The organism is Lysinibacillus sp. LK3, assembly GCF_001043675.1.
GTDB lineage: Bacteria > Bacillota > Bacilli > Bacillales_A > Planococcaceae > Lysinibacillus > Lysinibacillus capsici.
This window is the reverse complement of record NZ_LDUJ01000006.1, coordinates 13,032-27,700: the sequence shown is the minus strand read 5'-3', so window position 1 is coordinate 27,700 and position 14,669 is coordinate 13,032. Positions and strand designations below refer to the sequence as shown.

Sequence of the window (14,669 nt, the reverse complement as noted above, 5' to 3'; positions counted from 1 at the left end):
TCGTTAAATTGATGATACTTCTTGCTGTATCGACTTATATAAATGACACGATACTTGATGTGTAGCTGATACTGTATCAAGTGTCGGTTGGACCTCTGCACATTTTTCTGTAGCAAAACGACAACGCTTATGGAATGCACAGCCACTCGGGGGATTAACCGGGCTTGGAACATCGCCAGATAAAATAATACGGTCCTTTTTATCAAAAGGATTTTCCTTAGGTATGGCCGATAACAAGGCTTGTGTGTAAGGATGCTGAGGGTTCTTATAAATTTCCTTGTATGTGCCAATTTCTACTATTTTCCCTAAATACATGACAGCAATACGATCACACATGTAGTTCACCACATTCAAATCATGTGAAATAAAAATATAGGTTAAACCGAATTCTTTCTGTAAATCTTTTAATAGATTGATAACCTGAGCCTGTACAGAGACATCTAATGCTGAAACAGGTTCATCACACACCACAATATCTGGATTCAGTGCAAGAGCCCGAGCAATATTTATACGTTGTCTTTGTCCACCAGAAAATTCATGTGGATGTCGTTTTGCATGGTATGCACTTAATCCGACTGTTTCAAGTAATTCAACCACTCGCTTTTTACGGGATGCCTCATCACCAATCCCATGGATCACTAATGGCTCAGCAATAAGATATTCAATCGTTTTACGAGGATCGAGTGATGCATAAGGATTTTGGAAAACCATTTGGATGGATTTTCGAGCAGAGCGGATATCTTTTGAATTTAAGCTTGCTAAATCCGTTCCCTTAAATTCAACTACTCCCTCTGTTGGTGAAATTAGCTGGTTGATTAAACGGGCAACCGTTGATTTACCACACCCCGACTCTCCCACAATCCCCAGTGTCTCACCTTTATATAACTCAAAACTTACACCATCTACCGCCTTCACAAATTGTGTTGGTTTTTTAAAAGGAATTGAACTTTTAATGGGAAAATGCTTTTTTAAATTACTTACCTTTAAGACAAGTTCATTGTACTGTTGCATTAAAAATTCCCTCCTTCCTAGGGACAATTTGATCTTTTGCTTGTAAATGGCAGGCTACAAAATGGTTATCCTGTACTTCCACTAAATCAGGCACAGTACTACGACAAATATCTGTCGCTAAAGGACATCGTGCTGAGAAGTGACAGCCACTATGTGGCATTGTTAAATCTGGTGGACTACCAGGAATAGCCGGCAGCCTTTGTTGCTCTTGAGTCCCCATTGTAATTTGAGACTCTAATAATCCCCACGTATAGGGATGTAAAGGTTTTTCATAGAGCTGTCTTGTTGTAGTAGACTCTACTGTACGACCTGCATACATAACATTTACTTTGTCACATAGCTCCCAAACTACACCTAAATCGTGCGTAATCATAATGATGGCTGTATCATGTTCTTGTTGTAATTTTTTCATTAAATCAAGAATTTGAGCTTGTACAGTTACATCTAGTGCAGTTGTTGGCTCATCAGCAATGAGTAGTTTCGGGTTACAAGCTAGGGCAATAGCAATCATGACACGCTGACGCATTCCACCTGAAAATTCGTGAGGATACATTTTTAATCGTTTCTCTGGCTCAGGAATCCCAACCATTTTTAACATATCGACGGCTTTGATAGCGGCATCTTTCTTCGATATTGTTTCATGTGCTTGGATGACTTCAATAATTTGATTGCCCACTGTTAAGACAGGATTCAAACTTGTAATTGGATCTTGGAAAATCATTGAGATGTCATTGCCTCGCACATTGCGCATTTCCTTTTCAGAAATTTCGATTAAATCGCGGCCATTAAATAGAATTTTTCCATTCGTTATTTTTCCTGGCGGAGATGGAATTAAACGCATGAGAGCAGTGGCTGTAACACTTTTTCCTGATCCTGACTCTCCCACAATACCTAGTGTTTCCTTCTTATTTAATTGTAAATTTACTCCATTAACAGCTTTCATTGTAGAGCCGCCACTTTTAAATTCTACTGTTAAGTTTTCTACATCTAGTAAACGTTCAGTCATGACTCCACCCCCTTCCATTAAACTTTCATTTTCGGATCTAATGCATCGCGTAATCCATCCCCTAATAGGTTAATTCCAAGAACTGTTAATAAAATACAAATGCCTGAAAATGTTGCCATTTGGGGATTTAATACTAAAAAGTCTTTGCCATCTTTTAAAATACTGCCCCATGAAGCTGTCGGTGGTTGAACGCCTAATCCTAAAAAGCTAAGGGCAGCTTCTGAAATAATAGCGCCAGCTGTACTCATCGTTCCATAGACAATTAAAGGGGCTAAACAGTTCGGTAATATATGGCTAAAAATGATCCTCGTATGTGTAGCACCTAAAGAATGCGTTACTTCAACGAATTCTTCCTCTTTTACACTTAACACCTGTCCTCGAACAAGTCGTGCGAAACCTGGAATATTAGCAATACCAATCGCAACAATAACATTGACAAGTCCTTGCCCTAATACCGTCATTAATGTAATAGCTAGTAATATAAATGGGAATGCGAAAAGACCATCCATTGTGCGCATAATAATGGAATCAATGCGTCCACCAAAATACCCTGCCACTAAGCCTAGCAGTGTGCCAAACACAGCACCAAATAGCACCGCCGCAATTCCAACAATCATTGAGATTCGTGTACCGTAAACTAAGCGACTAAACAGATCACGGCCATAGTTATCTGTTCCTAATAAATGTCCTTCTGTATTCATCGGTAAAAACGATTTACCGACAATCATTTCATTCGGTGGATGGGTAGCAATTAATGGGGCAAAAATAGCAACAATACCCATTAAAGTGACAATGATTAACCCAATTGTCGCTAATTTATTTTTTAGCAACTTGCGCAATAACGTATTTCTTTTTTTCGTTTCTTGGACGATTGCTTGAGTCATTGTTATTTTTTCCCCCCATCCGATTCTAAATTGACCTTAGGATTAACCACTTTATAAAGTACATCGACTACTAAGTTAACAAGCACAAAGATAAACGCAATGAAAATAACAGTACCTTGGACGACTACAAAGTCACGTTTATCAATGGCATCTACAATTAATCGACCCATCCCAGGCCAACTAAAAATTGTTTCTGTTAAAACCGCTCCGCCCAGTAAATTAGAAATTTGCATTCCTAACACGGTTAAAATCGGTGTTAGCGCATTCTTAAATGCATGTTTACCAATTACTAAATATTCTTTAATACCTTTAGAACGAGCTGTTTTAATATAATCTTGCGAAATAACCTCTAACATACTTGAACGGGTAATCCGTGCAAATGTCGCCATTGGAATCGTTGCTAAAGCAAATGCTGGCAAAATTAAATGCTTCAAATAGGTCCACAGGCCATCGCTGATATTCCCCATCCCAGTTGCTGGGAACCAACCAAGGTTAACACTAAAGAATAAGACAAGCATGATGCCCAACCAGAAAATTGGCATAGATACACCAACTAATGACACAAGCATTACAACATAATCAATGATGGTATTTTGCTTTCTCGCTGCAAATATTCCTGCTGGGATGCCAATCACGACTGCTATTAACAGCGCTGCCAATGCCAATATCACTGTATTAGGGAACCTTTCGAGAATAAGTCCGATGACAGACTCACTATAAGAATAGGAATATCCTAAATTTAACTGTGCTAGATCTCCTACATATGAAATAAATTGCGAAGGCATGGATTTATTTAATCCTAGCTCTTCTCTTAAATTCTCTACATCTTCTACACTCGCTTGTGGTCCAAGCATGACTGAAGCCGGGTCACCAGGAATCATTCGCGTAATAATAAAGACGATAATTCCTACTACTAGCAGTGTCGGGATGAGGTTAACTAATCTTTTTAAAATAAATGAGCCCATCTTAACAAGACCTCCTTTTCATTATTAGAATCAGTGGTTCATATTGTGAATAACCACATAGTACACCACTTAATAATTGTTTGTAAATATATTTTTTTCTGAATCTTTGTAATTTTATATTTACTTTCTATTTACAAGTGTGCTAATTTTAATCTCGAACCTACCATTTTTGAATCAACGGTTCATATTGTGAAACAAAAACTAAGGAGGCTAGTGCATATGAAGAAATTAAACGTAAGAAAGTCTTTACTACTACTCTTTTTAACTTTACTAATTGGTGTTTTAGCTGCTTGTGGTGGAAACACTGAGAAAAGTACTACAACGGATGAAAAAGAGGGAGAAGCTACTTCTGGAGGCACATTAAATATTGGTTTGTCAGCCAATGCAAAAACATTTGATCCTATCAAATATACAGGGGTTTATGAATCACAGGTGATGCGCCAAATGGGTGATACGTTAGTTGTTTATAACAAAGATCTATCTGATATCATCCCTTCGTTAGCAACTGAATGGAATGTATCAGAGGATATGTTAGTCTACACATTCAAATTACGCGAAGGTGTTAAATTCCAAAAAGGTCAGTATCAGGATGGCCGTGAAATGACAGCTGAAGATGTGAAATACTCTTTAGAACGCTCTGCTAAAGAATCTGCTATGAATCGTTTAAGTGGTGTAACAGAAGTGAAAGTGTTATCGGAATATGAAGTAGAGATTCACTTAGCTACACCAAATGCTGCCCTACTTGCTATGCTAACGGATGCAGGGAATATTATTATTCCAAAAGAAGAAGTTGAAGGATGGGGCGATAATTTTTCTGAACACTTTGTTGGTACAGGTCCATTCCAACTAACAGAATGGAAAAAAGACCAAGAAGTAAAATTAGTTCGTCACGATAATTACTGGGGTGATAAGCCAAATGTCGATAACTTAACAATGAAGTTTATCTCCGATCAAAATATGATGACAAACGCATTACGTTCTGGTGATATTGATATTGCCATGGACGTTAAAGGTCAAAATCGAGAAATCATCAACCAAGATAGTAACCTTGAGCTTTTAACAAATCCAGGTCTATCGATTGTTTATCTTGATCTTAATAACAAAGTAGGTCCAACTGCTGACAAACGCGTTCGTGAAGCGATTTATATGGCAACAAATGTAGAGGAAATTATTTCTGGCGTTAACCAATGGGGTGGCGGCGATGTTTCTTATTTACCATTACCACCTGGTTCATGGGGATATGATAAATCGTTAGTTGATATGGTACCAAAATATAATCCAGAAGAAGCAAAAAAATTACTAGCAGAGGCTGGTTACGCTGATGGCTTCAAGACAGAGATTTTCGTATCAGAAGCACGTGTTCCTTACGCAACGATTTTCCAAAGTCAGTTAAAGAAGAACTTAAATATTGATGTGGAAATAAAAGTGCTTGAATGGGGTACTTACAGTGATACTGTGGCAAAGGGTAATGCGCCAATGAATATTGGTGGCTGGACTTGGTACCCAGATCCTTATTTCTTCCTTTATCAATTATTCCACACAAATCAAATTGGTGCGTTAGGAAATGGTAAAGGCTACAGCAATCCAGAAGTGGATAAATTATTAGAACGCGCCGTATCAGAAACAGTAGTGCAAGAAGAACGTGCAAAATTATACCAAGAAGCATTAAAGCTGATTTTAGCGGATGTTCCTCGTATTGAATTAGAGGCAACACAAACGGTTGCAGGTGTAAACAAAAAAGTACAGGGCTTTGAGGTTTCTGCTGATAACTCCGTACAAATTGTGCATCCAAATGGTACAAACGTATCCATTACTAAATAATTAAACTTGAAAAGTGGAGATACCAGTCTCCGCTTTTCTCTTCATAAGGAGAGATTTGATCCGATGACACGCTATATAAATGGACTTGTTTTTAATTCTGAGACTCGTAGCTTCAATAAGCAATCTTTTCAAGTGCAAGGGCAATACTTTGAACCCGCTACTCATTCACCTGAAACAGAGTTGGATTTAGATGGCTACTATATTACACCAGGTTTTATCGATAGCTGCTCACAAATCGGTCTAGCTGAAATAGGGATTCGTTGGGAAGGTGATGATAGCTATGAATTTGACTCACATTTGCAATACTCTGTAGTTGATGGCATATACCCATTTGATACTGCTTTTCAAAAAGCTGTTTCTCATGGGGTGACTGCATCTCATATTGTTCCCTCTCCTAAAAGCTTGATAGGTGCAAAAACGGCTATTATTCACCATACACATACAACGGTTGATGAAATGGTTATTTCAAAAGATGTGGCTTATTCCTTCTCTATTGGACATCAGGCAAAAAGTACATTTTTCGCTGAAAAGAAAAAACCACTCACTCGTATGGGCATCGCCAAAATTTTAAGAGAAACATTACAACAAATTCAGCAACAGGAGCCCTCCATTACGAAAATCGTTATTCGAGCGCACAAAGCCGTTGATCTTGAATTCATTAGCCGCCTTCAGCAAGAATTTGGGTCAATTTTTGATTTTCATATTATCCATGGCACTGAAATTACATTCCTTCATGAAACATCCTTTAATACGGTTATAGCTGGTCCTACATTTCGATATATTGAGCACAATGAGATGATGGCACTATCACCCAAAATGTATCATCAACTGTATAAGCACAATATTCCATTCGTTTTTTGTACGGATCATCCTGTTAGCAGCACCTCGCATCTAACATTAGAAGGATGCTTAGCTGTAAGAGAAGGTATGGCACGCCAGGACGTGCTATATGCTCTCACAACGGGGGCTGCAAATTTTCTAGGGATCTCCCATAAAACAGGTGCTATTCGTGATGGTCTTCTTGCTGATTTTGTTATTTGGGATAAGCATCCATTAAATTTAGATGCACAGGTTGTCGCAACCTATATTAAAGGAACAAAAGTTTATGCACGGGAAGAAGGGTTTACACAATGATTATTTATCATCATGCAAAGTTTCATACAGTCAATGAGCAAAACGATACTTGTGAACAGTTATGGGTCGAAGATGGGCGTATTGTCTATATTGGACCAGCCAAAGAATTTCCCCCACAAGCAGAGCTAGTTGATCTACAGGGAGCTTATGTTACACCAGGGTTAATTGATATTCATGCCCATGTTGGAACATGGGCTGAAGTCACTGAAGACATTAATGATGCCAATGAATATAGCGAACCCTTTACACCTCTTATGCACGCTTTAGACAGTGTAGATATCCGACACTTTTCCTTTCAACATGCGTTAGAAGGGGGCGTAACCACTGTGCAAACTGGGCCAGGTAGTGCCAATGTCATTGGTGGTATTTGGAGCATTCTTAAAACAGCAGGACCTACCCTTTCCTCTCGTGTTCTAGTAGAGCGGAGCGGTTTAAAGGGGGCCCTAGGGGAAAATCCGAAAAACGTCTTTGGCAATCAGTATAAGCGCAAGCCGATGACTCGTATGGCCATTGCACAGCTTTTACGAGATGGTTTCCAACGTGCAAGTCAACTCAATGAACAACAACAAACTGAGCAAATTAAAGAAAATGCTGAGTTACGCCCGTTTATTGAGGTACTTCGAGGCGACATGCCACTTCGCCTTCACTGCCATAGAGCAGATGACATTATGACAGCAATTAGAATTGCCAAAGAATTTAATGTGAAGCTTCATTTAGAGCACTGCACAGAAGGCTATCTCATTGTGGATGCCGTTAAAGAAAGTGGATTCCATGCAACGCTTGGGCCCTATATGTTAACGCCATCTAAATACGAAACGCGTCATTCTACACCAGCAATTGCTGCCGTTTTTAAAGAACATAATATTCCATTTGCTATCATGACAGATCATCCATTTGTACCAATTCAATACTTAAAGTATTGTGCCACAGAAGCGATTCGTTATGGTTTAGATGAAGACACAGCCCTCAAAAGTATTACGATCAATGCAGCTAAGCTTGTACAGCTTGATCACCGCATTGGCAGCCTTGAGGAAGGCAAAGATGCTGATTTTGTTGTTTGGTCGCACCCTATTTTTGAAACAGAAGCAAAGGTTTTACAAACTTATGTAAATGGACAAAAATATTACGAAGCGGAGTGAGCGCAATGCAACATTCGAAAATTGCCGTTGTAACAATTGGTCAGGCACCTCGTAAAGATATGGCAGAGGATATACAGCAATTAAGAGAAGCAGGTTTACATGTTCATGAATTCGGTGTACTTGATTTACTATCCTCAGAGGAAATTGCTACACTTTCGCCTTCTCTTGAGGACTCAGATGTTTTAGTGACACTTCTTACCAATGGTCGACAAGTAAAGCTCAGTAAACAAAAGCTCATGCCTTATATTCAAAGCTGCATTGATGATCTACATGAATTCACTTGGATACTACTTATGTGTACAGGAGATTTTACGAATAAATTATCCTATAAAAATCTTTTACTACCTGATCGTATGATGACTAATTTAGTGAAGGGTTTACATACAGAATTAGCCATTGGTTTAATAGGCCCCGAACCCGAACAACATCGAACGGTTGCAGAGAAATGGCAAAAAGCACAGTTCGATGTAACTTTTTCAGCAAGCTCCCCATACCACTTTGATAACCAACATTTATTGTCAAAAGCACAACAATTAGAAGAGCAAGGAGCCGATTTGCTTATTCTTGATTGTATGGGCTATTCCACAACAATGAAAAACATGATTAAAGATCAACTCACTATCCCCATCATCGTCCCTCGAGAAGCGGTTTTTACAATTTTAAAAGCCATTTGTTAATAGAAGAAAAGGTCACTTCTGATTCAGTGACCTTTTCCCCTATTCGCTAGACACGCTTGTTGAAATAAGGAAGCTGCTCAACGAATGCCTTCGTATCATCATCTCCATATTCATGAACAAGTGCATATATTTTCATTAATCTTTTATCTATTTCATCATTTTCTCTGTCTTGGTGATACTGTATATACGGTAACTGTGCACGCCATGCATTCGAAATTTCTAACAGTTGCATTTGCTGAAAGATTCTCTCAAATACATCTAATGCTTGTCGATCTACATTGAGTTCGAAATTCCAAGGCCCTGCATATGGGTTGGTATAATACGTTCTATTGGCAAGTGAAAAATATACGCGCTGACGATCCATCTTTACGATTCACTCCTTTTTCCATAGTATGGAGTGATAGGTGGTGTTTTATTCGCTTTTATGTCAAACTTCCTTCACAATTAATAGGACCAGATAATTTATAATAGGTATGATGAATAAAGAACGGAGTGAATACTATGAGTTTAACTACGCTCTTAATAGTCGCAGTTATCATCGTTATTTTAATCACCATTGCGACAATTATCAGTGTCAACCGTGCCTATGCCTTTAAACATACTGTTGATGAAAAACCGAAGCAAAACTATCATCAAGAGGAAAATTAAATACCATTACTGAATTTGGAGTGAAAGAAATGGGCGTACCTTTACCAATTATCATTATGATTGCGATGATGATGCTAATGTTTGGTGTTTCTGTCATTATCATTATGAAGAAAAAAAATAATATTTTTACACAAACAATTGATCCAAAGCCTGAACAACATACGTCTCAGCAAAAGGAAGAGCAACGATGAAATACCCCTTTATTTGGCTCATCCAGTTTTATAGAAAGTTTATTTCACCTATGACGCCACCTACTTGTCGTTTTCATCCTACCTGTTCTTCTTATGGGCTCGAAGCTTTTCAAAAGCACGGTGCATTCAAAGGCTTCCTCTTAACCATTACACGTATATCCAAATGCCATCCATTTCATCCTGGTGGCTTTGATCCTGTGCCTGAAAAATGGCCTTCGAAAAAGAATTAATTTCGGAGGGCATTTTTTTCTTGTACTTTTTTAAGTTGTGCGTTATTATAATAACTGTTCTAAAAAATAAATCGTAATGATTACTATTTAAGAGAGGTATCTTACTTATATGAAAAAACTATCTGTATTATTGTTAGTTGCAGTTCTTGCTTTATTTACTGCCGCTTGTGGAGACAAATCGTCCACATCCCAAAAGACTGAGGAAAAAGATAAATTAAGTATTTATACAACGGTTTATCCATTAAGCTATTTTGCACAGCGCATTGGTGGAGATTATGTTGAAGTAGCTTCTATTTACCCAGCTGGTGCGAATGAACACACCTTCGAGCCAACTCAAAAAGATATGATGAAATTAGCAGATGCTGATATCTTTTTCTATATTGGCTTAGGACTTGAAGGCTTTGTAGAAAACGCTAAAAAAACTTTAGCGAACGAAGATGTCACAATGATGGCAACTGCTGATGACGTTTCAGATGATAAATTAGCTGTAAGCACAGGACATGTTCATGCAGAAGAGGAAGAACATGAAGCAGACGCTCATGATGAGCATGAGCACGGTACAACCGAGGAAGAGCATGAACATGAAGGTGAAGAACATGGACATGATGAGCATGAGCATGGCGATATCGATCCGCATGTTTGGTTATCTCCTACAATTAGTCAAGACTTAGCATTGGCTATCAAAAACACACTAGTTGAAAAAATGCCAGCTCAGGAGGCAACTTTTAACACAAATTATGATGCATTAGTAAAAGAATTACAGGATTTAGATCAAGATTTCGAAGCAATGACTGACAAAGCACAAAATAAAACATTCTTTGTATCCCATGCTGCATTTGGCTATATTGCTGGTCAATACGGCTTAACTCAAGTGCCGATTGCTGGCTTGAATTCACAAAATGAGCCATCTCAAAAGGAATTAACAAAGATTGTAGACAAAGCAAATGAATTGCACATTCACTATATTTTATTTGAGCAAAATGTCTCTTCCAATTTAGCAGAGATTATTCAAAAAGAAGTTGGTGCAGAATCTCTTGTCTTGCATAATTTAAGCGTATTAACAGCTGATGATGAAAAAAATAAGGAAACCTATTTCACATTGATGCAAAAAAATATTCAAACATTAGAAAAAGCTTTAAGCGTTCAATAATATGAGTAAGGAGGTGCCCCTCTATTGGGACACCTCCTTTATTATGACGTATTTTTCTTGTGGCATCCGTTTTTCCGTTCGATAAAAAGACCCTAGCCACTTCATTGTTTTTTGCTTAGTCACATGCTTAGCTTTTGGCTGAAGGACAACAAAAGCCATTATACTACTTTCTACTAGCATAGGTGGCCACTCAGTAAAGTTAAACTGAACTAAATTGTCTTGTTTATTTGTTTTTTGAGTAACAAGCTTCATCGGCTGCTCCACTAATGGTTGTACGGCTAACCGATTTTCTCCGATGATTGATAACCCCATAATTTCATTCAATTGATGTTGTATAGGTGACGCTAAACTTTGTCTTTTTGTTTCTTCCTGTAAATCTATATATTTTTCGCTTGTTGCAGCAGGGAAACTTGCATAATCCCATGTATGATCTTGTGCTAATTGGCGATCCGACACTAAAAAATATTGATAGCGAACTTCTCCTTTACGATCAGGCAAAGGGTCATCCCATGTCACATCAATATGATACCAAGCATGATCAAGTTTCACTAATACCCAGGCATGTAGCTGTTCTCCTACTTTTCCTGGTACATATTGTACCTCAAAACCCAGCATTTCTAACATTCGATATAGCACTAAAGCATATGCCTGACAGACGCCCTTATTCTCCGTTAATAATGTATATGGAGAATATTGACTTCCTTCTGTTTCCTTAGAGTATTCCGCGGACAATACAATAAAATCATGTGCAGCCTGTAGTTTTTCTATGTCACTTAATCCATGCATAGGTGCAATAATATTTTCCAAAGTTTGCTCGACAAATAACGCCTCTGTTTGTGATAGATGGTACGTAAATGCAAAGGCAATGACAATATTATTGCTATAACCTTCGTACTTCCATTGGAAACTTGAAATATTAGTATAAATATAAGAGTTTTCAATTGCATTTTTAGTAATTTCTGTTAGTTCATCTTTTATCTCGGCTAAGTCACCAGTATAACGAATCGAGAATTCGGATGATAGATGCATAACTTCTTTATTAATGAGAGATTGTAGTGTTTCAATTGAATGAGCTGTTGCTACATCTTCTTTTTCATAGTTTGCAAATACTTGCACATGACTCATTTGTAGAACAAATAATATAATGACAACATTATATATATATTTCCTCATATGAGTCATTCTCCTTTACTAAATAGTTTATGCCTCTCTTTTTTTATTATGTTAATAAATGATTAATTTCATGCTAAAAGTTCAAATAAAAAAGAAGCCTTCCTTTTTAGAAGACTTCTTTCACGAAGTTTTTATTGTAATAATTTCCGTCTCAACAATTTATCCGCACCATTGCGCGGAAGACTGTCTGTAATAATCATTTCTTTAGGCACTTTATATTTAGCAAGTTTCTGTAAACAAAAGGCCTTTAGTTGCTCAACAGATACCTGCTCATTTAACACGATAAATGCAATGGGTACCTGACCCCATTGTTCATCAGGCATACCGCATACACCCGCCTCTTTGACAGCTGGGTGTGTGAGTAGTACATTTTCTATTTCTGCAGGATAAATATTTTCTCCCCCTGAAATGATTAAATCTGCCCTTCGATCAATGACGAATAAATAACCCTCTTCATCCACATAACCAATATCACCTGTATGAAGCCAGCCAGCCTTCGTTGCATTTTTTTGTGCAAAACGTCCAATATAGCCAGGTGTGACATGAGGACCTCGTATGCAAATTTCCCCTTCACCTTTAGCATTTGGCTCAGCAATCATTATTTGATTAAAAAATAAAGGCTTTCCAGCAGAACCAATTTTCCTCATAGCATCTTCACTTGCCAATGTGGCTGTTTGTGAGGAGGTTTCTGTCATCCCATACGTTTGTGCGACAGCTAAATTTAACGCATGTGCTCTCGCTAAATAATCAACGGGAACAGGTCCACCTCCAGCTAACATTAACTTAAAATAAGATGACGCTTTCGCATTGCGTTGCTCTAGCGTATGTAGAATTCGTTCCAAGGTCACCGCTACAACAGACATATGGGTGACATCCCCATCCATAATATTTTGTGCGATAGATTCCACATCAAATTTCTCATATAAAAAGATCTGATTTCCATATAGCAGTGAACGCACTAAAATGGAGAACCCACTAATATGGAATAAAGGGACCGCGCATAGCCAAACGTCCTGAGCCTGTAGCCCAATATTTAAAACGGAGGCAGTGGCACTAGCCTGATGATTTCCAACTGTTTGGCGAACCCCTTTTGGGAAGCCGGTTGTACCAGACGTATACATAATAGTTGTTGTTTGATGAAGAGGCCATTCCTTGACAATATCTACTGCACCCTCTGCACCCTTTTCAATTGCTGAAAATAAATGATAGGTTGTTTCAAATGGTAGCTTTTCTACATCCTCATCGGCAACTAATACCGCTACAGCCTCTGAATCCTCTAGCTGATAAGCCAGCTCATCCTGTGATAGTCTACGATTAAGCATCACCATTTCACATTGCAGATGCATGCAGGCATACATCATGATTACAAGCTCAGGCTTACTTGGCCCCATAATAGCAATTCGATCACCCTGTTGAATACCGAGTGTCACTAATTGTCGAGCACGTTTTATCGATTCATCATTCAATTCTTGAAAAGTCCAGCTTTGCTTTTTAAAAGTAAGTGCCTTACGGAAAGGTGTTAAATAAGCTCTTTGTAAAATCCAGTTAGGATACATCTTTGTCACTCCAATCACCCTACATCTTAACGCTTTCCCATCTAGTTTGTCTATTATCCATGTAGTATCTAGCTTTTTAGTGAATACCTCTATCCTTCACCTCTTGAGTTCTATCCGCTACTTTGAGAGTTTTATCCACCTCTTAGCCACTTCTATCCCCTATTTTTATCTTCACTCTGTTCAAGACATATAAAAAGCTCGTATCTCCAAAAGATACGAGCTTTAAACCCCATACTAATCAAGGGAATCTTGGGAATTGACCGAAATCTGGTTGACGTTTTTCTTTGAATGCATCGCGGCCTTCTTTTGCTTCATCAGTTGTGTAGTAAAGAAGTGTAGCGTCTCCAGCCATTTGTTGAAGACCTGCTAAACCATCTGTATCTGCATTCATCGCTGCTTTTAAGAAGCGTAGTGCAGTTGGTGACATTTGAAGCATTTCTTCACACCATTGAACTGTCTCATCTTCCAATTGCGCATAAGGCACAACTGTATTGACTAAGCCCATATCAAGTGCTTGTTGTGCATCGTACTGACGGCATAGGTACCAAATTTCGCGTGCCTTTTTATGACCAATAATACGAGCAAGATAGCCTGAGCCATAACCAGCATCGAATGAACCTACTTTTGGTCCAGTTTGTCCAAAGCGAGCATTGTCAGCTGCAATTGTTAAGTCACAGACAACATGTAAAACGTGACCTCCACCAATTGCGTAGCCAGCTACCATTGCTACTACAGGTTTTGGAATTACACGGATTAAACGTTGTAAATCAAGAACGTTTAGACGTGGAATTTCATCTTCTCCTACGTAGCCACCGTGACCGCGAACTTTTTGGTCTCCGCCTGAGCAGAAAGCATGTTCACCTTCACCAGTTAGAATAATAACACCGATATTTTTATCATCGCGTGCACGTGAGAATGCGTCAATCATTTCCATTACCGTTTTTGGGCGGAATGCATTACGCACTTCTGGACGGTTAATCGTAATTTTTGCGATACCGTTATAGAACTCATACTTAATGTCTTCATAAGTATGTAATGTTGTCCATTGACGTGTCATTGAATTGCCTCCTATATCATTAAATTC

General features: G+C 38.3%; 16 protein-coding genes. 8 read left to right on the top strand and 8 right to left on the bottom strand.

Annotated features, from left to right (window positions below):
• Positions 1–3: 3 nt before the first annotated feature.
• The 4 genes from VK91_RS04185 to VK91_RS04170 are packed head-to-tail and all read right to left on the bottom strand — an operon-like array spanning position 4 to position 3,866.
• Positions 4–1,011, bottom strand: coding sequence for an ABC transporter ATP-binding protein (locus VK91_RS04185; protein WP_048391072.1), 1,008 nt, complete (start codon positions 1,009–1,011; stop codon positions 4–6).
• Positions 995–2,017: an ABC transporter ATP-binding protein gene (locus VK91_RS04180; protein ID WP_016995144.1), complete on the bottom strand. Its 1,023-nt coding sequence runs from the start codon at positions 2,015–2,017 to the stop codon at positions 995–997. Before VK91_RS04180 ends, VK91_RS04185 begins: the two co-directional genes overlap by 17 nt.
• A 17-nt stretch (positions 2,018–2,034) precedes the next feature.
• Positions 2,035–2,901, bottom strand: a complete 867-nt coding sequence (locus VK91_RS04175; RefSeq protein WP_004225950.1) for an ABC transporter permease — start codon at positions 2,899–2,901, stop codon at positions 2,035–2,037.
• A 2-nt stretch (positions 2,902–2,903) separates the two neighbouring features.
• A complete protein-coding gene (locus VK91_RS04170) occupies positions 2,904–3,866 on the bottom strand; it encodes an ABC transporter permease (RefSeq protein ID WP_004225947.1) in 963 nt (320 codons plus the stop codon).
• Positions 3,867–4,085: 219 nt separating this feature from the next.
• On the opposite strand from VK91_RS04170, the gene VK91_RS04165 reads away from it, so the two are divergent.
• From VK91_RS04165 to VK91_RS04150, 4 genes are all read left to right on the top strand, one after another.
• Positions 4,086–5,687: an ABC transporter substrate-binding protein gene (locus VK91_RS04165; RefSeq protein ID WP_048391069.1), complete on the top strand. Its 1,602-nt coding sequence runs from the start codon at positions 4,086–4,088 to the stop codon at positions 5,685–5,687.
• A 63-nt stretch (positions 5,688–5,750) separates the two neighbouring features.
• Entirely contained in the window at positions 5,751–6,821 is a 1,071-nt protein-coding gene (locus tag VK91_RS04160) for an amidohydrolase family protein (protein WP_048391066.1), read from the top strand.
• Complete coding sequence (locus VK91_RS04155; protein ID WP_048391064.1) at positions 6,818–7,960, top strand: amidohydrolase; 1,143 nt, start codon at positions 6,818–6,820, stop codon at positions 7,958–7,960. The genes VK91_RS04160 and VK91_RS04155 overlap by 4 nt, the downstream gene beginning before the upstream one ends.
• A 5-nt stretch (positions 7,961–7,965) precedes the next feature.
• Positions 7,966–8,637 (top strand): AroM family protein, encoded by a 672-nt coding sequence (locus VK91_RS04150; RefSeq protein ID WP_048391062.1) that lies wholly within the window; start codon positions 7,966–7,968, stop codon positions 8,635–8,637.
• 46 nt (positions 8,638–8,683) lie between these two features.
• Here the strand turns inward: VK91_RS04150 and VK91_RS04145 are convergent, their stop codons facing one another.
• Positions 8,684–9,001: a hypothetical protein gene (locus VK91_RS04145; RefSeq protein ID WP_009371464.1), complete on the bottom strand. Its 318-nt coding sequence runs from the start codon at positions 8,999–9,001 to the stop codon at positions 8,684–8,686.
• 137 nt (positions 9,002–9,138) lie between these two features.
• Between VK91_RS04145 and ytzI the strand changes: the two genes are divergently transcribed.
• The 4 genes from ytzI to VK91_RS04135 all read left to right on the top strand — a co-directional run bounded on the left by ytzI (position 9,139) and on the right by VK91_RS04135 (position 10,856).
• Positions 9,139–9,285 (top strand): YtzI protein, encoded by a 147-nt coding sequence (gene ytzI / locus VK91_RS22655; RefSeq protein WP_004225932.1) that lies wholly within the window; start codon positions 9,139–9,141, stop codon positions 9,283–9,285.
• A gap of 29 nt (positions 9,286–9,314) precedes the next feature.
• Positions 9,315–9,476, top strand: a complete 162-nt coding sequence (locus tag VK91_RS22820; protein WP_004225927.1) for a hypothetical protein — start codon at positions 9,315–9,317, stop codon at positions 9,474–9,476.
• On the top strand, positions 9,473–9,706 hold the full coding sequence (gene yidD / locus VK91_RS04140) for a membrane protein insertion efficiency factor YidD (RefSeq protein WP_016992521.1): 234 nt from the start codon (positions 9,473–9,475) through the stop codon (positions 9,704–9,706). Before VK91_RS22820 ends, yidD begins: the two co-directional genes overlap by 4 nt.
• Before the next feature lie 109 nt (positions 9,707–9,815).
• Positions 9,816–10,856: a metal ABC transporter solute-binding protein, Zn/Mn family gene (locus VK91_RS04135; protein WP_048391058.1), complete on the top strand. Its 1,041-nt coding sequence runs from the start codon at positions 9,816–9,818 to the stop codon at positions 10,854–10,856.
• 21 nt (positions 10,857–10,877) lie between these two features.
• On the opposite strand, the gene VK91_RS04130 is transcribed toward VK91_RS04135, so the two are convergent.
• From VK91_RS04130 to menB, 3 genes are all read right to left on the bottom strand, one after another.
• Positions 10,878–12,029: a transglutaminase domain-containing protein gene (locus tag VK91_RS04130; RefSeq protein WP_048391056.1), complete on the bottom strand. Its 1,152-nt coding sequence runs from the start codon at positions 12,027–12,029 to the stop codon at positions 10,878–10,880.
• Between the two features lie 131 nt (positions 12,030–12,160).
• Positions 12,161–13,585: an o-succinylbenzoate--CoA ligase gene (locus tag VK91_RS04125; protein WP_048391054.1), complete on the bottom strand. Its 1,425-nt coding sequence runs from the start codon at positions 13,583–13,585 to the stop codon at positions 12,161–12,163.
• Between the two features lie 238 nt (positions 13,586–13,823).
• Complete coding sequence (gene menB, locus VK91_RS04120) at positions 13,824–14,642, bottom strand: 1,4-dihydroxy-2-naphthoyl-CoA synthase (protein WP_004225917.1); 819 nt, start codon at positions 14,640–14,642, stop codon at positions 13,824–13,826.
• Positions 14,643–14,669 lie beyond the last annotated feature (27 nt).